Origin of the sequence: Megasphaera coli (assembly GCF_900095855.1) — a bacterium.
In the GTDB taxonomy this organism is placed as follows: domain Bacteria; phylum Bacillota; class Negativicutes; order Veillonellales; family Megasphaeraceae; genus Megasphaera; species Megasphaera massiliensis_A.
Map to the genome: position 1 here is coordinate 595,775 of NZ_FMIY01000002.1, position 20,665 is coordinate 616,439.

Sequence of the window (20,665 nt, forward strand, 5' to 3'; positions counted from 1 at the left end):
GCTCAAAAGGCCGGGTCTACGTCAATGAGAATACCTCTTTGCCAAAAGGCGGCTTCTCTCCGTATATACAGTTTTACGGCGCTAAGATCCGTATGGCGCAGTAAAAGGGCGATTCTGTAACGGTTGCGAATTTTTTTGATCATGTCCACATAAGGACCGACTATTTCTAAAGCTTCGTCACCGCAGCTGTCTTTATGTCGGCACAGTAAATCATACAAATGATTCCCCTTCTGCCAAAGCGTCTGTTCAACTTCGTCCGTAATCATGATTTTCATGAGTTTTTTAAAGGGCGGATACGCAAGCTCACGGCGAAATTTGATTTCTTCTTCATAAAAAGCCGCGTAGTCCTGGGCTTTGCTGTAAGCTATAACATAGTGGTCCGGCGCGTAGGTCTGCATGACGACACGGCCCGGAACGTCGCCGCGCCCGGCCCGTCCGGCAGCCTGCGTGAGAAGCTGAAAGGTTCGTTCTCCGGCCATGTACGACGGCAGATTCAGGAGACTGTCCGCCGCCAATATACCTACGGCTGCCACACCGGGAAAGTCGTGACCCTTGGCGACCATCTGCGTCCCCAGGAGGATGTCGAATTCATGCCGGCGAAAAGCTTCGATAATCACGTCGGCGCTGTTTTTACGCTTCGTCGTATCCTGGTCGAGACGGACGATGCGGGCCGCCGGAAAGAGCTCTTTCAGCTTAGCTTCCACCTTTTCCGTGCCGGCACCGAAAAATTTGATATATTTGCTGCCGCAATTCGGACAAAGCGCAGGAACCTCTTTTACGGCATCACAATAATGGCAGCGCAGACCGTCAGCCGCTTTATGATATACCATGGGCACATCGCACGTATCGCATTTGACGACATAACCGCACTTGCGGCACATGACGAAAGTCGAAAAGCCCCGCCTGTTCAAGAGAACAATAGCCTGCTTTCCGGCGCGCAGCGTTTCCGCCAGAAGATCCGCCAATTTATCGGAAAGAACCCCGTAATTTCCCAGTGCCAACTCTTCCCGCATATCGGCAATAGCGATTTGCGGCAGCGGCCTGTTGCGGACGCGGCGGCTCAGCTCAATAAGTCCGTACGTACCGTCGAGAGCCCGTTTATAATCGGAAACGGACGGCGTTGCGCTGCCGAGTACGACGGGACAACCGTAATAAGCCGCACGGCGGCGCGCCACGTTGACGGCATGATAGCGCGGTGCTTCTTCCTGTTTATAAGAGCCGTCATGTTCTTCATCGACGATGACCAGTCCCAAATCTGCAAAAGCCGTAAACACGGCCGACCTTGCTCCGATACAAATATGACTTTCTCCCTTTGCCATGCGGCGACAGTTATTACGCCGTTCTCCTTTGGAGAGGCGGCTGTGCATGACGACGATGTCATCTCCGAAACGGGCCGTAAAGCGGCGCACAATCTGTCCGGTCAGGCCGATTTCCGGTACGAGGATGAGCACCTGCTTACCTGCGGCAATGACGTCTTTTGCAAGGCGTAAGTACACTTCCGTCTTACCGCTGCCCGTGACGCCGCGGAGGAGCCATGTCTTTTTCTGATCTCCCTCTTGTATGCGCCTGACGGCTCTTTCCTGTTCCGGCATGAGCTGCCACGCCGTATCTTTCCCTTTGGCGACATCTACATAGGTCGTCTCCTTCTCCCGCTCGGCCCATTTGGCAAATCCGGCGTTAACCAGCTTTTTTGCCGTATCGCGACTGAAACCTTCCGCCATGAGCTCACGCAAAGGAACTTCTCCTTTTTCCGCAAGCAGAACCAGCAGGGCTGCCTGTTTTCGTTTTCTCATCAATACGCCGTCCCTGTCGCCATGCTCAAATACCAGCCATTTTTCCGTTTTGGCGGCTACGGCGTTACGCAGGTTTTCATACCGCACGAGGACGCCCTGCGCGAGAAGCCCTTCGACAAGAACCGGCGTAAAACGCTTGTACACATTCTTTTCCAAAGCATCATCGTGACTGCGCACGTATGAAAGTATCTCTTCTTCCTCAGCCGTTCCCGCATAGTCGGGCTTACCGAGTCCAAGTGTATATTCCCGTGCCAACCCCTGTTTATCAATAAGAAAAAGACGCAGGGCGTCGGCAAAATTGCAAAGGTAGTATTTACTTATCCAAAGAGCCGTATCGAGAATTTCATCCTGCGCGCCTGTCTGCGGCGAGAGGACAGTCAGGACAGGCTTCAGCGTATATGCCGTCTCTTCTCCCGCCTCGGGGCCTACGGCAATAACGATACCTTCTTCATACCGCTTGCCGAAAGGCACGAGGACACGGCTTCCCGCCTTAACCTGCGCTTCAATTTCGGGCGGCACGATATAGGTAAAGGCCTTTTGCAGTCGTTTGGCCGTAATATTGATAATAATCTGAGCAATCATGGCAACTCCCGAAAAGAGGGGAGACACAATGGCCTCCCCTCTTATGTGGACAATACTTATACTCTCGCTTCTTTGCGAAGGATTTCAGCTTTATCCGTCTTTTCCCACGGCAAGTCGAGATCGTTGCGGCCGAAATGACCGTAAGCGGCAACTTGTTTGTAAAGCGGTTTCTGTAAGTCGAGCATACTGATAATACCGGCCGGACGCAAGTCAAAGTGTTTGCGAATGAGGTCAACCATAGTCCGGTGATCGCATTTGCCCGTGCCGAAGGTTTCGACGTGAATCGAAACGGGATGGGCTACGCCGATGGCGTAAGCCAGCTGCAGTTCACATTTGTCCGCAAGGCCTGCGGCAACGATGTTCTTTGCCACATAACGCGCTGCATATGCTGCCGAACGGTCCACCTTCGTAGGATCCTTACCGGAAAAAGCGCCGCCGCCGTGACGAGCCATGCCGCCGTATGTATCGACGATGATCTTACGGCCCGTAAGGCCTGCGTCCCCTTGAGGCCCGCCGATAACGAAACGTCCGGTCGGGTTGATAAAAAGTTTTGTCTTTTCATCGAAGAGCTGATCCGATAATTCCGCCTTAATAACGTATTCGAGGATGTCCTTTTCAATCTGTTCGCGCGTTACTTCCGGACCGTGCTGCGTGGAAATAACAATGGTATCGATATGAACGGGCTTGCCGTTTTCATCGTATTCTACGGTAACCTGCGTCTTGCCGTCCGGGCGGAGATAGGTCAAAACACCGTCTTTACGAATTTTTGCCAGGCGGCGTGCCAAACGATGTGCCAAGGAAATAGGCAGGGGCATGTATTCTTCCGTTTCGTTCGTCGCATAACCGAACATAAGTCCCTGATCACCGGCGCCGATAGCATCAAAAGCGTCCGTATTGCCTGACTTGGCTTCCTGTGCCTTGTCGACACCCATGGCGATATCCGAAGACTGTTCGTCCAAGGACACGAGAATGCCGCACGTATCGCAGTCGAAGCCGTATTTTGCCCGCGTATAACCGATGTTGCGAACCGTTTCACGAATGATGTGCGGAATGTCGACATAGCACTTTGTGGAGATTTCGCCTACTACATGAACGAGCCCCGTCGTAACGAGCGTTTCGCAAGCTACGCGAGCGTCTTTGTCGTTTGCCAGAATGGCATCCAAAATGCTGTCCGAAATTTGGTCGGCCATTTTATCGGGATGACCTTCCGTTACGGATTCGGACGTAAAAAATTCATGATTTTCTGCCATATTATAAGCTCCTTCCGATTATTCCCAAAAAAAGCCCCTCTACAAAAGAGGGGCAAAATTACCCATCTTCCAGTCATTCCGACTGTTGGACTTAGCACCTTTACTGTGAGCAGGTTGCTGCGGCGTCATCGGGCCAATCCCTCTGCCGACTCTTGATGGAACGGTATGTTGTTTTGACTGATACTTATTATAAGGCACATAGGCCCGTATTGCAAGCAGTAAATTTTACGATCCTGTTTTCGCCCATAGTGAGCCGCTTACCTCACGACGGCAAATTATTTTTGACTCGTTTTTTCTTTATAAATCCGGGCGACACGAGCAATTATTTCCTTTGCCAATTCATCCTTGGTCATTATCTCCAGCGGCTCCGTCGTGCCGTCAGGATACAGGAAGGTCGCAATATTGGTCGAACCTTTAAAACCGGCCCCCTGTGCCGTCACATCATTGGCGATGAGCATATCCAGATTTTTTTTCTTCAATTTTGCCTGCCCGTAGGCCGTCACATTCTCCGTTTCCGCCGCAAAACCGACGAGAACCTGCCCGGCCTTACGCCGGCCCAGTTCATAAAGAATATCCGGGTTCTTGACCATATGCAAGGTCAAGTCGCCGCCCGTCTTTTTAATTTTCTGCGTCGCCTTGTGTTCGGGCCTGTAATCGGCAACGGCCGCCGCCTTTATGACGATATGGCAATCATCATAAAGACTATCGACGGCTTCTTTCATTTCACCAGTCGTCGTCACATCAACACGCGTTACGGCACAAGGCGTAGGCAAATCGGTTGGCGCCGCTACGAGCGTAACGTTCGCACCTGCCGCGGCGGCGGATTTTGCGATGGCAAAACCCATGCGCCCGCTCGAATGATTGCCGATGTAGCGCACGGGATCAAGCGCTTCCCGCGTGCCGCCGGCCGTAACAATAACCTTCAGGTTTTTTAAGAGCTCGGTCCGGCCCGTTACGTGCTCAATATATTCGACAATGCGCTCCGGTTCGGGCAGCCTGCCCGTTCCGCACGTACCGCAGGCCAACATTCCCGCATCGGGATCCATAATCAGGTAGCCGTGAGCCCGCAATTTGGCGAGGTTTTCCTGTACAATCGGATTGTCGAACATATTCGTATTCATAGCCGGTGCAAGCAAAACGGGCGCCGTCGTCGCCATAACGGCCGTCGTTGCCAAATCATCGGCAATACCGCCGGCTATTTTTCCGATAATATTGGCCGTAGCCGGAGCGACGACAAAGATGTCGGCCCATTGTGCCAGGGCGATGTGTTCCACGCGAAACTCGGACACGTCATCGAACATGGACAGCGCCACGGGATTTCCCGATATTTCCCGCAATGTCAAGGGCGTAATGAACTCCGCCGCATGAGCCGTCATGATACACTTCACTTCCGCTCCGGCCTTGCGCAGGCGGCCGGCTATAACGGCCGCTTTATAAGCGGCTATGCCGCCGCTTACGACGAGGACGACCTTTTTATGTGTGAGCGACATAGAAGACACCCTTTCCCTATTTAATGCCTGCCTGCGGCGTTTCGTACGTAATCTTTCCTTCATCAATTTCATCCATGGCGATGGAAACGACTTTATTCGTGTTCGTGCTGACAAAAGGTGCATCACCGTCCGTAAGTTCGCGCGCACGCTTTGCCGCCAACGTTACGAGAGTATACTTGCTGTCCACCTTCTGCATTAATGATTCCAATGTCGGTTTAATTAACATAATCCTTCATCTCTCCCGTTTATTTGATTTCGTACATCTTCTTAATAGACGCAATCAGGTTTTCATTACGCCAGGACTTGCATTCTTCCGCAGAAATGACGGCAACGGCTTTATTTATAGCCGCGTCCAAATCATCATTGACAATGACATAATCATACCTGGAAATCCATTCGAGCTCGGCACTCGCCTTGGCAAGGCGCCCGGCAATAACCTCTTCCGTATCGGTGTGCCGCTTATGGAGGCGCTTGGACAGGACGTCCAAGCTGGGAGGCACAATGAAGATAAACACGCCTTCGGCATATTTTTCCCTAACCTGCATGGCCCCTTGAATATCAATTTCCAACATGACGTGATTGCCCGCTTCCAGGCGGTCGAAAACGTATTTTTTCGGTGTACCGTAGTAGTGGCCGTATACGTCGGCATATTCCAAAAAAGCGTCTTCTCTGATGAGTTCTTTAAACTGTGCATTGTCGGCAAAAAAATAGTTGATGCCGTCCCGCTCTCCTTCCCGAGGCGGTCGCGTCGTCATGGAGACGGAATAACGGATTTGAGGAAACTTGTGCCGCAGGGCGCCGCAAATGGTGCCCTTGCCGGCACCTGACGGGCCGGACACGACAAGCAGGAGACCTTTATCCTTCATCATGGTCTTCCCCTTCCGCCGCGTCGGCAACCTCTCCGCCTGTTCCCGACATGCGGTGCGACACCGTTTCCGGGTGCAGGGCGGATAAGACGATTTGCCCGTGATCCATGACGAGGACGGAGCGCGTCTTGCGCCCGAAGGTTGCATCGACGAGGACGTTGCGTTCCCGCGCGTCCTGAATCATACGCTTTACCGGCGCCGATTCGGGACTGATGAGGGCGACCACCTTGTGGGCCATTACTATATTACCGAAGCCGATATTTAAAAGATTAGCATTCATCGTATCACCGTTATTCAATATTTTGGATTTGCTCACGTATCTTTTCAAGCTCGTTTTTGATGAGCAGAACCGTTTCCGTAACTTCCAAATCCTGCGTTTTCGAGCCGATTGTATTCGTCTCCCTGTTCATTTCCTGAACCAGAAAATCCAGTGAGCGTCCTATATCGCCGTTGCCGTTCAGCAGCTTTTTTAATTGTAGCACATGGCTGCGAAAGCGGACAACTTCTTCCGTAAAATCGGACTTGTCCGCAAAGACGGCAACTTCCTGAAGAATGCGGGCTTCGTCGATTTGCAGCTTCATCGGCTCAAGAAGCTTGATTACGCGCCGTCTCAGCCGTTCTTCATAAGCTGTCAAGATACGCTCCCTGCGGGACGCAATACATTCGATATGCTCTTCCATCGTATCGGCCCGCTTAAAAAGATCCGTGTGAATTGTCTCGCCTTCGCGGTCGCGCATAATCGTAACGGCATCGAGAGCCATGGTCACGCTCTTTTCAAAGACGGGCCAACATTCTTCTTCGTCAATAAGGGGCGGTTCCTGCGTAAACCAGTCGGTCGTCAAGGTCATGATTTCACTCAGCGTCGCCTCCTTTTCGCCGAAAAAACGGGCCTTTGCCGTATCCAGTGCAGTTTTACACGCTTCGAGGGCTTCGTAATCGATGCAAAACGATTGAGGCTGCAAGCCTTGTTCCGCCGCGGTCACGTATATATCGACTTTGCCGCGATGAATCACTTTTTTTACGGCCTGCCGCAGCTTATCTTCCAGCACCATGTAGGCGTGAGGCATACGGACGTTCAATTCAAGAAAACGCTGATTTACGGACTTTATTTCCACACAAACGGACAGTTTACCGTCACTGTAAGTACCGCTGCCGAATCCGGTCATACTGCGCACATAAAAACCTCCTTTAACCTGCTTGACTGTTATTGTTTAATCCTAATACGTACGGCCTGCCCTGTCAACAAAAGGATTGCACCCGGATGCATCCGGCTCCGTTCCCGCCGGTGTATGCGTATTGAACGGCTTTTTCCGAAAATGAATCGGACAATCCGCCGAAATATGAATATTGTACACCGACAGGATGACTATTACTCGTAAATCGCCTATAATAACAGATGTAATATAAAGGAGTATTTTCTATGAATCTTGACGGCATTACACTACACGTCCTGACGGCGGAACTGGCCGATTCTTTACGGGGCGGCCAAATATCCAAAATTTATCAGCTTCACGACAGAGGCCTGTATTTCCGGATCTTCAACGAAGAGGGGCCGTGCCACCTTATCATCACCTTGGACGGCTCGCCGCGCCTCTATTTGGCGGACAATCAGCCTGCCACACCGAACGTGCCGACAGCTTTGGCTATGTTCCTGCGCAAATATTATGAAAACGGACGCATTGCCTCCGTTTCACAACTCCATTTGGATCGTATCGTCGAAATCGGCGTAGACATCCTCGATATATCGGGAAAATTGGCAACCCGTAAGATACACGTCGAACTCATGGGCAAATACAGCAATGTCATCTTTACGGAGCATAACGTCATTTTGGAGGCCCTTATCAAAACGGGCAAGGGAAAGACCGCGCTGCGTACAATTGCGCCGAAGGAACCTTATGAATTTCCGCCGAACTTCATGCGCATGGATCCCTTCGACTTCTCCGTCCGAGAGCTTCTCGCCATGACGGCGAACGACACGGATGAAGAATTGGGCAAGTGGATGCTGCAGTACTTCAACGGTATGAGTACGCTCGTATTAAATGAGCTTGCCCTGCGGACGGGAACCGATCTGCACGCGCGCCTTGATGCGCTCACGGCGAAAGAAAAGGAAAACTGGTTTCATGCCGTCGTCACCTTGGGCAAGAAGCTGCAGCATGTTCGCGGGGCTTACGTCTATAGAAAAGACAATAAAGAAAGCATTTTTCCTCTCAAGCTTACAAGCCTCGCCGCCGGCCACACCGTCCGGTATTACAGCCGCATCCGGGACTATTTGAAAGAATTTCAGGATAATCAGGGCAGCTTGAACGGTGAGCAGGAAGCCCTGAGACGCAAGATCTCGAAGCTGACGGAACGGCAAGTCCGTAAAATGAAACGCATAAACGGCGAGCTTAAAGAAACGGACAAGATGGACACGTATAAGCTATACGGCGATTTGCTCATGATTCACGCCTATAAACAGGCGAATCACCAAAAATCCGTTACGGTGACCAACCTCCTCTCGGAAGCACAGGAAGATATAAAAATCACCTTGGATCCGGCTTTGTCCATTACGGATAACGCCAACAAGTACTACAAAAAATACACAAAACTGCGCAACAGAAAGCAAAAGTCCGCCGAACTGCAGGAAGAAAATCAAAAAGAGCTGGACTATCTCGAATCACTCGAATATGCCCTGCAAACATCGGTCACCAAGGACGAGCTCGCCGATATTAAGGCGGAAATGCACGCGATGGGCCTTTTGCAGCTAAGCGGCAAAGAAAAGTTGAAAAAAGAATCTGCCCAACAGATTCTGACCCTTCACGCAGACGGCATGGATATATGGATCGGCCGCAATAACAGGCAAAACGACTTTCTTACCTTAAAAAAGGCCCATCCTTACGATCTGTGGTTTCATGCAAAAAATCAGCCCGGCTCCCATGTCATCCTGGTCTGCCATAACGGCACGCCGACGGACGAGCAAATCGCGGCGGCGGCCGAATCGGCGGCCTACTTCAGCAGGAGCCGCCACAGTTCCAAGGTGGAAGTTGACTGTACGCTCGTACGAAATGTAAAAAAACCGGCCCGCGCCGTACCGGGGTATGTCATCTTTGATAATCAGACAACCTATATAGTAGAACCGAAAGACCGTCGACAGGACACATAAAAAATCTCGCCCTCTGCAGAGAGCGAGATTTTTTATGTGTTTTAGCTTTGAAGGCGTGTAATTTTTCCTTCATTGCGAATCTTCTTATGACCGCCAATGCTTTCGATAATAATGAAAAGCATGGGGATGATGAAAACTCCGAATATCGTCGCAACGGACGTGCCGAAAACAGCGGTTATGCCCATGGTAACGCGAGAAGCCGCACCGGCACCGCTTGCAATCGCCAAGGGGATACACCCCATAACAAAGGCGAGGGATGTCATGACAATCGGGCGAAGTCTGATCTTGGCCGCTTCAATCGCCGCCGAGACGACATCCATGCCGCGCTCATCGACACGCACTTTGGCGTATTCAATAATCAGAATGGCGTTCTTTGCGGCCAGGCCGATTACGGCAAGGATACCGATTTGGAAATAAATATTATTGGTCTGATTCAGCAGATATATGAAGAGAGACGCTCCGAAAAGCCCGGTAGGCACGCTGAAGAGCACTGCAAAAGGCACCTTCCAGCTTTCGTAAAGAGCCGCCAGTACGAGGAATACGAAGAGCAGAGCCAGGCCGAATACATACATGGTCTTACTGCCCGCTTCCACTTCTTCACGGCTCATGCCGGACCATTCATACGTATACCCTTCCGTCAGGACGGAATCCGCCGTTTCCTGCAGCGCCGTCAAGGCGGCACCGGAGCTTGATCCCGTTGCCGGGCTGCCCATAACCTTGATGGCCGGATAGTCGTTGAAACGCGTAACCATCGGTGCCGTGCCGGTCATGACGGGATGCACGAAGTTGTCCACCGAAATGAGCTCATTATTGCTGTTGCGCACATAAATGTGACGATTGTCCTGAATCTTTGTTCTGAATTCGGGTGCCGCCTGGATGACGACCTTAAAGTTTCTGCCGAAGGTCGTAAAGTCATTGACCTGATAAGACCCGTAATAGGTCTGCAAGACGGAATACAGGTCCGTCATTGCCACATGTTCGCGCGCCACCTTGTCTCTGTCGATTTCCAATTGATAACTGGGGGTATCGTTGGAGAAGGAAGTATAAATCGAGCCGATTTCCGGCCGTTTCCGCGCTTCGCCGATAAATTTCTGTGTAATTTCCGCCAGTTCAGCCGTCGTATGGCTGCCGCGGTTTTCGATTTCAATGGTGAAACCGGAACTCGTTCCCATACCGTCAATAGGGGGCGGATTAATAGCGACAGCCGTCGCCTGCGGAATAGCGTTGCCGAAGCCCATGGTCTTGCCGATAAGCATATCGACGGACAGGTCTTTCGTCTTCCGTTCCGACCAGTCATCCATAGTGACGAAGATGACGCCGGTATTGGATTTTTGTCCGTTCGCCAAAATACCGAAACCGATAATTTCCATAGCGTCCTTTACACCCGGCTGTTGCTGCAGCCAGTCGCCTATTTTACGAACCGTCTTTTCCGTTTCGTTTTGCGACGTCCCTTCCGGCAGGGTTACGTCAACCATGGCAAAGCCGTTATCCTCGGACGGAACGAAGCCCGTAGGAATCCTCGAAAAGATAAGTCCCGTCAAGGCACTGATAACGACCAGGAAGACGACACACGCCTTGAGATGGAGCTGCAAATGGGCCAAACGCTTGCCGTACCAGTTGATGAATTTATCAAAGGCCGTGTTAAACTTTTCGAAAAATGCATATATACCTTTTGCATGATCCGTCGGCTTGTGAACCTTAAGCATAGACGCGCACAAAGCCGGCGTCAGCGTCAGGGCGACAAAGGCCGAAATAGCGACGGAAATAGCGACGGTCAGGGCAAACTGCCTGTAGAGAATACCGCTCATGCCGCTCAAAAAGGAGACGGGTACGAAAACGGATGCCAAAACGCAGGCAACGCCGATAACCGGGTTCTGTACGTTCTCCATGGCGATGATCGTCGCCTCTTTGGGCTTTTTGTTATTATATTTAATTTCGTACTCGACCGCTTCGATAACGACGATAGCATCGTCGACAAGAAGGCCGATAGCCAATACCATGGCAAAAAGGGTCAGCGTATTGATGGAAAAGTCCATAAGCTGGAAGCACGCAAAAGTCCCCAAGAGAGAGACGGGCACAGCAATAAGCGGAATCAAAGTGGATCTGCCGCTCTGAAGGAAGAGATAGACTATGAGCGCTACCAAAAGGAGTGCTTCAATAAAGGTTTGTATAACTTCCTTAATAGATTCGCGCACAAACTGGGTACTGTCGTAAATAACCTTATAGTCCATGTCGCTCGGGAAACTCTGTTTTGCATTTTTCAACGCGGTTCTTACGCCGCTGACGGTTTGCATCGCATTGGCGCCGGCAGAAAGGCTGACCATGAAAGACGCGCTCTGCTGCCCTTTATAGAGACCGAAGACATCGTAACTCTTCGACCCCAGTTCAATTTTGGAAATATCCTTAATACGGACCATACTGCCGTCCGTATTGGTACGGACAATGATATTGCCGAACTCATCGGCAGTTTTTAAACGGCCGTCCGCACGCAGTGTATACTGATACGCCTGATCCGTAAGGGCCGGTTGTGCACCGATAGTACCGACGGCGGCCTGCGAGTTCTGCGTCTGAATGGCTTTGATCACATCGGTCGGAGCAACTTGAAGAACGCTCATTTTAAGCGGATCGAGCCAAATACGCATAGCATAATCGGCACCGAATTCCTGTACTGCACCGACACCGCTGACGGACTTTAAGGAATCCATAAAATATTGGGTCGCATAATTTTTCATGAACGTACCGTCATACGTTCCGTTCGGAGAAACAAGCGAAAATACCATGGCCATGGAGCTGGACGATTTCTGCACGGTTACACCCGTACTGGTAACTTCCGTCGGCAAGGTGGCCGAAACCTGACTGACGCGGTTTTGCGTATTTACCGTATCCATGTCTTCATCACTGCCGCTCTTATATTGAACGGTCAGGGAGTACATGCCGCTGTCACTGCTCGTACTTTCCATATAGTCGAAATTATCGACACCCATCATCTGCCGTTCGATAACACTGGCAACGGTTGTGCCGACAACTTCCGCATTGGCGCCCGTATAATTGGCGGAAACGCGGACCTGCGGCGGCGTGACCTTCGGATACTTGGCAACAGGCAAGGTCACGATCGACAAAATGCCGGCAATGGAAATAACCAGTGATATGACGATGGCAAAGATAGGCCTGTTAATAAAAAACTTGGATATCACTTTTTGTCCCCCTATTTTGCCTGACCGTCGGCGTCAGAAGGATTTAAAATGTCGTTTTTCGTAAGCAGGTGCTGCGTAAGCTTTGCACCGTTCGCCTTCTGATAACCGTCGACAATAATAATATCACCATCTTGCAGGCCATCTGTAATTAACCAGAATTTACCGATTTGTTGACCTACTTTTACTTCTTTCTGTTTTGCATTTCCGTCTTCATCAATAACGGAGACGAAGTATTTACCGAGCGTCTGCTGTACGGCCCGCTGCGGTACGGTAACGGCTTTCCGCTTAACCTGTGCGTCCGATAAGACCGTTGCATACATTCCCGGCAGAAGCAGATTCTCAGGATTATCGAATACGGCTTTAACGATAATGGAACCGGAGCTGCCGTCCATGCCGTGATTTACTTGAGCCACATGGCCTTCATACGCGTATTCCGTACCGTCGCTGAGGCGCAGCTTCAAATGATCCCCCCAAGCCGTAGGGCTGCCGTTTCCTGCCTTGACCATTTCCAAGTATTCCGCTTCGCTGATGGAGAATTCGACGAATACGGGATTCGTCGAAGAAATCGTAACCAGCGCCGTACTGCCGGCCGTCGCAAAAGTGCCGACAGGCACGTCATCCACATTTAAGGTTCCGCTGAAAGGGGCGTAAACAATCGTATCGTCCATATTATCCTGTGCCGCCGCAACCTGCGCCGAATTGGCTTCCAGAGCGGCACTTTGCTGTGCCGTTGCCGCCTCCTGATCGGTTACGGTCTGCATGGAAATAGCGTCCTGATCGGCCAAGGTACGATAACGGCGCAAATTGAGTTCCTGATTGGCAAGATTAGCCGCCGCCTGCGCTTCATTGGCTTTGGCGGCATTCAAAGCCGCCTGATAGGAACGGCTGTCCAACCGGAACAGGGCCTGCCCGGCTGCAACGGGTTGACCGCCTTGCACATATTTTTCAAGTACGCGTCCCGAAATTTTCGGCATGACCGGCACCTTGTCGGTAGCCGAAACGACGCCGCTGTATTCCGCGGGAACTATTGTATCTTCCGCCGTAACGCGATACGTATTAACTGATACGGGTTGCTTTTCACCGCCCTGCTGTCCGCCGCAGCCGGTGATGAACACTGCCGCGGCCACGATAGCCGCGCCGACTGTCAAAAATTTATGTTTACCCCACATAATCTTCAAATCCTCCTCTTAGGTCTTCTTAATACCGTATAAGATAATACGCATACATTCTTCCATATATTCCGGATAGGCAACATCATATTCTTCACCTATCTCATTCAAGTGCTTGAGCAGGCTTTCACCGGCACCCATGAGCATGTGCAGCAGGGCGCGGTCGAAAAAGTCCTTATACCCCTGTGATTTTTTCACATCCTGCAAAAATCGCAGCAGCAGATCCCAATCCCGTTTGCTGCGCGCTTCCAGCTCCGCTCCTATTTCGGGCATTTTGTGCAGGATGGATTCATAACGGCGCAAGGTCAGAATGGCCAGCGCCTCGGAACGAACCTTGAAATAGGCAAGCAATTTTTCTTCAACCGACAGATTTTTATCGGCAATAAGCGCCTCATGCTGCTCGTACAGGTCGTCCATAACGGAAAAAATAGCAGCCTTTACGATTTCCTGCTTCGATGAGAAATGCTCATATAAAGTCCGCTTGCTGATATGCAAAGTTCGGGCCAGATCATCCATATGAAAATCGGGACCTCGCGATTTCAATTCTTTCAGGGCAACGTGCAGCACGTCGGCGCGAATGTTTTTTTCCATACTCTCCTCAGTTGTCGGGGTATATATAAAACTTGTTTTGAAAACTCAGTACCACGTAACAGTTTAATATATAGGACTGTTATAAGTCAAGCACGAACCTTGAGTTTTCTCTACAATTCGAGTGTTTTTTTTAATTTTTCCGCCGGCAGGACCTTGTAAATAAATGCACCCAAGACTGCGCCGACAATGGTGTTCGGCAAGAAGGCAAAGACGAAGAAAAAGAGCGTCGCCGTTTTTGAGCCGAGTATGAATGCCGCAAGAGGATAGGAAACAACACCGCCTATAAATCCCGTACCGACGATTTCCCCGGCGACGGCAGCCCATACCTTGCCGCTCCGCTCATAAAGAAGGCCTGACAGGACGGCACCGAACATACTGCCCGGATAGGCCAGTATGGTGCCCATGCCCATGGCAATGCGCAAAGAGGAAATACAAAAAGCGCCGGCAGTCCCGTAACGCCAGCCTAAGAACAGAGCTGCGAGAACATTAAGGGCATGCTGGAACGGAAAGGTCTTCGCCGCTCCCAAAGGAATGGAAAAGGGAGCCAATAAAATACCGACGGCAATAAATAAAGCCGTTAAAGCAAGTTTTTTCAGTGCTTTGGAATCATTCATCTTCTGCCACGACCTTTCCGCTTGAAACCAAGGTTTCCCTGTTTAATGTATATATTTCGTCCATCAAGAGAGCGTGCAGTGTTCCCGGCCCCGCGCCGGGCCGTCCGGCCACGGCCCTCTCACCGGCAATTCCCATGGAAAGGACGCCTGCCAGCGCTGCCGTAAAGGGATCGGTTACTGCAGCGTACGTGCCGATCAGGGCTGTCGTCATGCACCCTGTTCCCGTTACATGGGGTAAAAGAGGATTACCGTTTTTGCAGTAAAGTGTTCGCTTGCCGTCGGAGACGATATCGACGGCACCCGTTACGGCAATGACCGCTCCCGAGGTTGTGCCGAGTTTCCGTATGTCCGCACTGTCGGCCGCTTCTTTATCATCACTGTCGACGCCCGGATTTACGCCGCTCTTACCGCCTGCGGCAAGAGCTTGTATTTCGCTCGCGTTACCGCGAATGACCGCAACGGGATAGTTCTTTATGATGCCGTCTGCCGCCCCCGTCCGCCAAGCCGTACCGCCCGCGCCGACCGGGTCGAGGACGATAGGAGTGCCGTATCGTGCGGCCGCAGCGGCGGCAACATGCATGGCTTCAAGGGCGTGTTCCTGCAAAGTGCCCAAGTTAAGGACGAGAGCATCTGCAGCCGCCGCCATTTCGGCCACTTCCCGGATGCTGCTGGTCATTGTCGGCCTGCCGCCGACGGCCAGAGTAATATTGGCACAATCATTGACGGTTACCACATTAGTCAATTCATGAATAAGCGGTCTGCGGCTCCGTACTTCTTCCAGGGCCGTACCTGCAGCCTCTAAGATGAAACCTGCCATCCTACTCACCTGCAGGCAGTTTTACTTTTAAAACAGCCTTGCGCACCGCTCCGCTTCCGCCTGTAGGCGCACAAAGACAGCGGTGTCCGTCGGAAGGGAAAAAAACGACGAAAGTACGCTTTCGGCGCATGACGATTTTCCGATCTTTTTCAACAGGCGGATTATAGAAGTAAGCATCCTTCGCGCCGTTATCTTCCGTCATCTCACCCAAGTCGCACAATGGCTGCCAGCCGATGATTTCTTCTCCTTCCAGAAGAATCTGCACGTCCGCATATAAGCGGTGGCATTCTGTTTGCCGCCGCATTGCCGGCAGCGTTACGGCTTCATCAATATTCAGGTAATTGCCGTTGCCTAGGTCGTACCGGTCCGGCGGCAGCGCATCCAGCCGGGCCGAAGCCAGTTTTTGCAGCCACGGCTTAATATAATCGGGTAAATTATGTTTTTCCCGTTCCCACTGCTTTAAATCACCGATGTACATATTGGCCTCCTTACGTATCTTCTTTCCTTTCTCCGCTGCCGTCCTCTCCGTTCGCCGCCGTACCGGCTTTGTCGAAAAGGGCATCCGCAAACTGAGCCGCGTCAAAGGGACGCAAATCATCTGCACCTTCACCGACGCCGACCCAACGGACAGGCACGCCGAGAACGCGCTTGACGGAAAGGACAATGCCTCCTTTGGCCGTGCCGTCGAGTTTGGTCAAAACAACGCCCGTAAGAGGTACGACTTCACCGAACAGTTTAGCTTGATTGACGGCATTCTGGCCGGTCGTCGCATCGAGAACGAGGAGAGTTTCATGCGGCGCCCCTTCAATATTTTTTCCGGCAATACGCGCCATTTTACGCAGTTCTTCCATGAGATTGCTCTTCGTGTGCAGCCTCCCTGCCGTATCGACGAGGAGGACGTCCATATGCCGGGCCTTGGCCGAAGTAGTCGCGTCAAAGACGACCGCCGCCGCGTCCGCCCCTTCTCTGTGCTTGACGATGGGCACGCCTGCGCGTTCGGCCCAAACAGTCAGCTGGTCCGATGCTGCCGCGCGGAACGTATCGCCGGCCGCAATCATAACGGATTTACCGTGATCCGTATAATACTTGGCCAGTTTACCGATGGTCGTCGTCTTGCCGACACCGTTTACACCGACAATGAAGATAACTTCCGTACCTTCCCGTTCGGGCGCTTCTACATCGTTTTCTTTCAATATTTGAATGATAACTTTTTCCAAATAAGGAATGACATCTCTGCCGTCCTTGATTTCTCGCGATTTTACGCCCGTCCTGATTTGTGAAAGCAAATATTCCGTCATTTCCATGCCCATGTCGCCGGTCAACATAACCGCTTCCAGATCTTCGTACATTTCTTCGTCAATGCGGGCATAACTGCGGACGACGTCTTCGATATTCTTAAACAAAGAGCCCTTCGTTTTTTCAAGACTCTTTTTTAATTTAGAAAAAAATCCCATCCTTACGCCTCCTCAATGAGTGAATCGACCTGCACCGTCAGCAGGCGGGATACACCTTTTTCTTCCATCGTCACTCCTTGCAGTGTGTTGGCCGCTTCCATGGACTTGCGGCGGTGCGTAATGACGATGAACTGCGTGTCGCCGCTGTAGTTCTTCAGATACTTTGCCATCCGGTCCACGTTTGCCTCGTCAAGGGCCGCATCCACTTCGTCGACGAGACAGAACGGGGCCGGGTGATAGGCGAGAAAAGCCAGAAGCAGGGCTATAACGGTAAGAGCCCGTTCGCCACCGGAAAAAAGCGTCAGTGGCTGCTGCTTTTTCCCGGGCGGGCGGATGAGAAAATCCACGCCGCTGTCGAGAACGCGCTCCGTATCGGTAAGCAGAAGCTTGGCCGTGCCGCCGCCGAAGAGGCGGCCGAAGACTTGCTGAAAATGAACGCCTATATCCCGAAAAGCACTGTTGAACTGCCTTTCCATAGCCCTGTCTATTTCTTTAATGACGCCTTCCAACTTGCTGCGCGATGCCAAGAGGTCGTCGCTTTGTTTTCTGTAAAGGGCCGTCTTTTCTTCTATTTCCGCGTATTCCGCTTCAGCGTTGGGATTTACCGTGCCCAGCCCGGCAATTTCCACTCTCAGAGAAGCAACCTTTTCCTGCAGCTCCTTGAGAGAACCGCCGCGGCGCCGCTCCATGGCTTCTTTTCGCGTCAAGCCTTGGGCCGCCAGCTTTTCTTCGCTTCGTGCGATTTCACCGCGATATTTTTCGATTTGAACATCCGCCGCGGTCATGCGCTTCTGTCGGCCTTCCGCATCTTCGCGCCGGCGACGCAGTTCGTCCTCCAGTTCCCGGTGGGCTTTAAAATTTTTCTCACGCGAGCGGTAGAACGCTTCTTTTTTCTCTTCTTTATGACGTGCTTCCGCTTCTTTGCGGCTCAGGGTCTCACCTGTCGTTACGATGAGTGCTTCCGTTTCGGCAAGCTTATGCCGTGCTTCCGTCAGACGGCCTTTCAAGTTTTCCCCTTCACGTTTTTGTTCATTCAGCCATTCAATTTGCTGCTCCAATTGCGCCGTAAAATGGCGTTCTTCTTCTTCAATCTTCGTCAGAGCGATTTTGCGTTCCGTAAGGGCCGTGTCGTATTGCTCCGCTTCGGCTCGGCTGCGGGCGAGCTCTGCCTCAAGCTCTGTAAGCCCGCTGTCGTCTTCGCCCTTCTGCAAGCCTGCCAGAACATTCCTCTTTTCCGCAAGGACGCAGGTCATCTCTTCCTGCAGCTTGTGTAATTCGTCCGATTCCCGCTTCAGTGCCGCCAAGGAATTTTCCGCCTCTTTCAGGTCCTCTTCGTCTCTTGCACATTTCCATTCGCAGCGGTGCAGCTTTTCGGCGCACTCCGCCGCCGCATGCTGCCGCTTCTTTAAAGAAGCGGCGGCAGCCACCTCATCCTGCTGCAGGCGATTCAGCGCGGCGCCGAGATTTTCCCGTTTCTTTTCTGCAGCCGCCGCTTCACTCCGCAACGCTGCCGAAAGCGTCCTTCTGCCGATGAGAGATGATTCCTTTTGCTGCACGCTGCCGCCCGTAAGAGAGCCGCCGGCGTTAAAAACGGTCCCGTCAAGGCAGACGATACGCAGGCGATTGCCGAATTTACGAGCTGCAGCGGAAGCCGCCCCTGCAGTAGAAGCGACCAGTGTCTTTTCGAGAAGCGACGAAAAAATAACTTCATACGTCTCGTCATAAGTAATGAGGTCCTTCGCCGTACCTATAATTCCGTCTTCGCGAAGCGCTTCTTCTTCGTCCTTGCCGCGGCGGCGAGACCTCACTGTGTCGAGGGGCAAAAAAGTCACTCTCCCGGCATTCTTTCGTCTTAAATAGGCGATGGCCTCTTTAGCGGCACCTTCCGTGCGCAAGACGATATACCGCGATGCCGCACCTAAGGCGACGTCAACAGCCGTCGCATATTCAGCCGGCACGCCGCAAATATCACCGACGAGTCCGCAAATATCATTATGCCAACTTTCTTCAGCTTTTAAGACGGTCTTTACGGCTTTGCCGAGACCTTCGTATTCACCGATCAGGCCTTCAAGAACGCGCAGACGCTGCTGTAAGCCTGCCAAATACGCGTCCGTCTTGCGGCGCTGTTCTTCATACTCGGCCAAGGCGGCCCGTGCCGTTTTCAGTCGGTATTGCTCCTCTTCGCAGGTCTTTATATGAGCCGCCTTTTCACCGCGCAGCACCGACAGGGACATCGTCTCCGCCGTAAGACTTTGTCGCAGAGCGCGCACTTTTTCGGTCGCGGCTTCTATAGCTGCGATACTTGAGTTACGACGTTTGTCATTTTCTTCAAGGCGCTGCTTCAGGACCTCAATATCCCGTGTCAAAACATAGACACGCTCCTTGCGCAGATCTGCCGCCTGCGTTCGCTCGTACAGCCTTGTCTTCAGGGCTGCAGTTTTTTCCCGAACTTCACGGCGTACGCGCTCTGCAAGAGCCAGGCTGTCGTGAACCGTCTCTTTTTCTTTGCGGCATGCGGCAAGGCGTCGCTCCAGGTCAGCTGTTTTGGCGGTTACGGCTTCCCGTTTTTGTACCGCCTTCGGCTCCTCTGCCGCCAAGACGTTCAAAGTTTGCTTTAATTCTTCACGACGCAGCTCAATGGCTTCAAGGCGCGTTTTCATGCTTTCCGCTTCGGACCGGATCGCACCGGCCGTTTCGTTGAGGAGTCTTCCGGCCGCCCCCTCCTTTTCCATAAAAGATAGGATTTCCAGCCGTTTCTTATCAATTTTTCCTATGGCTTCATTGATTTCCGCCAGTTCCCGTCTTGCCTGCTGTGCCGTATTTTCCGCCTTGACGAGGAGCCGTTCAAAGTTGCGCAGCTCCTGCAGGGCCAGCGTTCCTTCATATGATTGACGCTCCCTGTCGAGGCCGCGAAAGGTGCGCAGCTTTTCGGCCTGTTCTGCCGCCGGCTGCAGCCGTTCTTCCAAGAGGTTCGTCAAATCGCGGATGCGGGCCAGATTATTTTCCGTTTCCTTCAGTTTCTTCAAGCCCTCTTCCTTGCGGCTCTTGAAACGGCTGATACCGGCCACTTCTTCAAAAATAATACGGCGTTCTTCGGGTTTACTGTTTAAAATACGGTCCACCCTGTTTTGCCCGATAAGAGCCATGGAGTCGCGGCCGATGCCCGTATCGGCAAAGAGCGTGTGAATATCCTTTAAGCGGCACGGCCGCTTGTTAATGTAAAACTCACTGTCGCCGGAACGAAAATAGCGGCGCGTCACGACGACTTCCGTATAGTCCGTATCCAGCGTCCTGTCACTGTTATCAAAATAAAGTGACACCTCCGCCGCACCCTGCGGCCGGCGCGTATCCGTACCGGAAAAAATGATGTCTTCCGCTCGCTGCCCGCGCAGATGGCGCACATTCTGCTCGCCCAGAACCCAGCGGACGGCATCGGATATGTTGCTCTTGCCGCTGCCGTTGGGACCGACAATTGCCGTAATGCCCTTGTCAAAGAGAAGAATCGTTTTATCGGCGAAAGACTTGAAGCCTCTCAATTCCATTTTTAGAAGCTGCACTGCACTGACCTCATATTACTATACGGAAATAAACTCATAATATTGCTTTATTATATCACGTTATGCCCGCCGAAAAAACGCCTGCAGTGACGGCGCTTCCATACGCTCTGCCTTTGTGTGAGAAAAATTCCTCCGCAAGTCTTGAC

General features: G+C 52.0%; 16 protein-coding genes and 1 riboswitch. Of the genes, 1 reads left to right on the forward strand and 15 read right to left on the reverse strand.

From position 1 onward, the window contains the following. Positions 1–2: 2 nt before the first annotated feature. The 7 genes from priA to BQ2674_RS03270 form a co-directional block, all read right to left on the reverse strand. Complete coding sequence (priA, locus tag BQ2674_RS03240) at positions 3–2,402, reverse strand: primosomal protein N' (RefSeq protein WP_235828799.1); 2,400 nt, start codon at positions 2,400–2,402, stop codon at positions 3–5. Between the two features lie 29 nt (positions 2,403–2,431). After that, positions 2,432–3,625 (reverse strand): methionine adenosyltransferase, encoded by a 1,194-nt coding sequence (metK, locus tag BQ2674_RS03245; protein ID WP_075572424.1) that lies wholly within the window; start codon positions 3,623–3,625, stop codon positions 2,432–2,434. Between the two features lie 59 nt (positions 3,626–3,684). Beyond that, positions 3,685–3,787: riboswitch (SAM riboswitch) on the reverse strand. 113 nt (positions 3,788–3,900) lie between these two features. Further along, a complete protein-coding gene (coaBC, locus tag BQ2674_RS03250; protein ID WP_075572425.1) occupies positions 3,901–5,115 on the reverse strand; it encodes a bifunctional phosphopantothenoylcysteine decarboxylase/phosphopantothenate--cysteine ligase CoaBC in 1,215 nt (404 codons plus the stop codon). A gap of 16 nt (positions 5,116–5,131) precedes the next feature. Further along, positions 5,132–5,341, reverse strand: coding sequence for a DNA-directed RNA polymerase subunit omega (gene rpoZ, locus BQ2674_RS03255; protein WP_075572426.1), 210 nt, complete (start codon positions 5,339–5,341; stop codon positions 5,132–5,134). Positions 5,342–5,360: 19 nt separating this feature from the next. Further along, positions 5,361–5,981, reverse strand: a complete 621-nt coding sequence (gmk, locus tag BQ2674_RS03260) for a guanylate kinase (protein ID WP_075572427.1) — start codon at positions 5,979–5,981, stop codon at positions 5,361–5,363. Next, positions 5,971–6,261 (reverse strand): extracellular matrix/biofilm regulator RemA, encoded by a 291-nt coding sequence (remA, locus tag BQ2674_RS03265; RefSeq protein ID WP_075573338.1) that lies wholly within the window; start codon positions 6,259–6,261, stop codon positions 5,971–5,973. Before remA ends, gmk begins: the two co-directional genes overlap by 11 nt. A gap of 10 nt (positions 6,262–6,271) precedes the next feature. Continuing rightward, positions 6,272–7,147 carry a YicC/YloC family endoribonuclease gene (locus BQ2674_RS03270; protein WP_187364827.1) on the reverse strand — a complete coding sequence of 292 codons (876 nt, stop codon included), beginning with the start codon at positions 7,145–7,147 and terminating at the stop codon, positions 6,272–6,274. A gap of 254 nt (positions 7,148–7,401) precedes the next feature. On the opposite strand from BQ2674_RS03270, the gene BQ2674_RS03275 reads away from it, so the two are divergent. Then, positions 7,402–9,123 carry an Rqc2 family fibronectin-binding protein gene (locus BQ2674_RS03275; RefSeq protein ID WP_075572429.1) on the forward strand — a complete coding sequence of 574 codons (1,722 nt, stop codon included), beginning with the start codon at positions 7,402–7,404 and terminating at the stop codon, positions 9,121–9,123. Positions 9,124–9,164: 41 nt separating this feature from the next. On the opposite strand, the gene BQ2674_RS03280 is transcribed toward BQ2674_RS03275, so the two are convergent. The 8 genes from BQ2674_RS03280 to smc form a co-directional block, all read right to left on the reverse strand. Next, positions 9,165–12,317, reverse strand: coding sequence for an efflux RND transporter permease subunit (locus tag BQ2674_RS03280; protein WP_075572430.1), 3,153 nt, complete (start codon positions 12,315–12,317; stop codon positions 9,165–9,167). 11 nt (positions 12,318–12,328) lie between these two features. After that, the gene (locus tag BQ2674_RS03285) at positions 12,329–13,486 is read right to left on the reverse strand and encodes an efflux RND transporter periplasmic adaptor subunit (protein ID WP_075572431.1); all 1,158 of its coding nucleotides are present in this window, start codon (positions 13,484–13,486) and stop codon (positions 12,329–12,331) included. Positions 13,487–13,504: 18 nt separating this feature from the next. Next, a complete protein-coding gene (locus BQ2674_RS03290; protein WP_075572432.1) occupies positions 13,505–14,077 on the reverse strand; it encodes a TetR/AcrR family transcriptional regulator in 573 nt (190 codons plus the stop codon). 110 nt (positions 14,078–14,187) lie between these two features. Then, positions 14,188–14,691, reverse strand: coding sequence for an energy coupling factor transporter S component ThiW (gene thiW, locus BQ2674_RS03295; protein WP_075572433.1), 504 nt, complete (start codon positions 14,689–14,691; stop codon positions 14,188–14,190). After that, positions 14,684–15,508, reverse strand: a complete 825-nt coding sequence (thiM, locus tag BQ2674_RS03300; protein WP_075572434.1) for a hydroxyethylthiazole kinase — start codon at positions 15,506–15,508, stop codon at positions 14,684–14,686. Before thiM ends, thiW begins: the two co-directional genes overlap by 8 nt. 1 nt (position 15,509) lies before the next feature. Beyond that, positions 15,510–15,986: a YhcH/YjgK/YiaL family protein gene (locus BQ2674_RS03305; protein WP_075572435.1), complete on the reverse strand. Its 477-nt coding sequence runs from the start codon at positions 15,984–15,986 to the stop codon at positions 15,510–15,512. A gap of 10 nt (positions 15,987–15,996) precedes the next feature. Continuing rightward, a complete protein-coding gene (gene ftsY / locus BQ2674_RS03310) occupies positions 15,997–16,962 on the reverse strand; it encodes a signal recognition particle-docking protein FtsY (RefSeq protein ID WP_075572436.1) in 966 nt (321 codons plus the stop codon). Between the two features lie 2 nt (positions 16,963–16,964). Continuing rightward, the gene (smc, locus tag BQ2674_RS03315; protein ID WP_235828800.1) at positions 16,965–20,504 is read right to left on the reverse strand and encodes a chromosome segregation protein SMC; all 3,540 of its coding nucleotides are present in this window, start codon (positions 20,502–20,504) and stop codon (positions 16,965–16,967) included. Positions 20,505–20,665 lie beyond the last annotated feature (161 nt).

Coding starts and splice junctions, on each gene's coding strand:
- gmk (WP_075572427.1), bottom strand. CDS start 5,981: ATGAAGGATAAAGGTCTCCTGCTTGTCGTGTCCGGCCCGTCAGGTGCC.
- coaBC (WP_075572425.1), bottom strand. CDS start 5,115: ATGTCGCTCACACATAAAAAGGTCGTCCTCGTCGTAAGCGGCGGCATA.
- BQ2674_RS03275 (WP_075572429.1), top strand. CDS start 7,402: ATGAATCTTGACGGCATTACACTACACGTCCTGACGGCGGAACTGGCC.
- ftsY (WP_075572436.1), bottom strand. CDS start 16,962: ATGGGATTTTTTTCTAAATTAAAAAAGAGTCTTGAAAAAACGAAGGGC.
- BQ2674_RS03285 (WP_075572431.1), bottom strand. CDS start 13,486: ATGTGGGGTAAACATAAATTTTTGACAGTCGGCGCGGCTATCGTGGCC.
- BQ2674_RS03290 (WP_075572432.1), bottom strand. CDS start 14,077: ATGGAAAAAAACATTCGCGCCGACGTGCTGCACGTTGCCCTGAAAGAA.
- metK (WP_075572424.1), bottom strand. CDS start 3,625: ATGGCAGAAAATCATGAATTTTTTACGTCCGAATCCGTAACGGAAGGT.
- BQ2674_RS03305 (WP_075572435.1), bottom strand. CDS start 15,986: ATGTACATCGGTGATTTAAAGCAGTGGGAACGGGAAAAACATAATTTA.
- remA (WP_075573338.1), bottom strand. CDS start 6,261: ATGAATGCTAATCTTTTAAATATCGGCTTCGGTAATATAGTAATGGCC.
- smc (WP_235828800.1), bottom strand. CDS start 20,504: ATGGAATTGAGAGGCTTCAAGTCTTTCGCCGATAAAACGATTCTTCTC.
- rpoZ (WP_075572426.1), bottom strand. CDS start 5,341: ATGTTAATTAAACCGACATTGGAATCATTAATGCAGAAGGTGGACAGC.
- thiW (WP_075572433.1), bottom strand. CDS start 14,691: ATGAATGATTCCAAAGCACTGAAAAAACTTGCTTTAACGGCTTTATTT.
- BQ2674_RS03270 (WP_187364827.1), bottom strand. CDS start 7,147: ATGACCGGATTCGGCAGCGGTACTTACAGTGACGGTAAACTGTCCGTT.
- thiM (WP_075572434.1), bottom strand. CDS start 15,508: ATGGCAGGTTTCATCTTAGAGGCTGCAGGTACGGCCCTGGAAGAAGTA.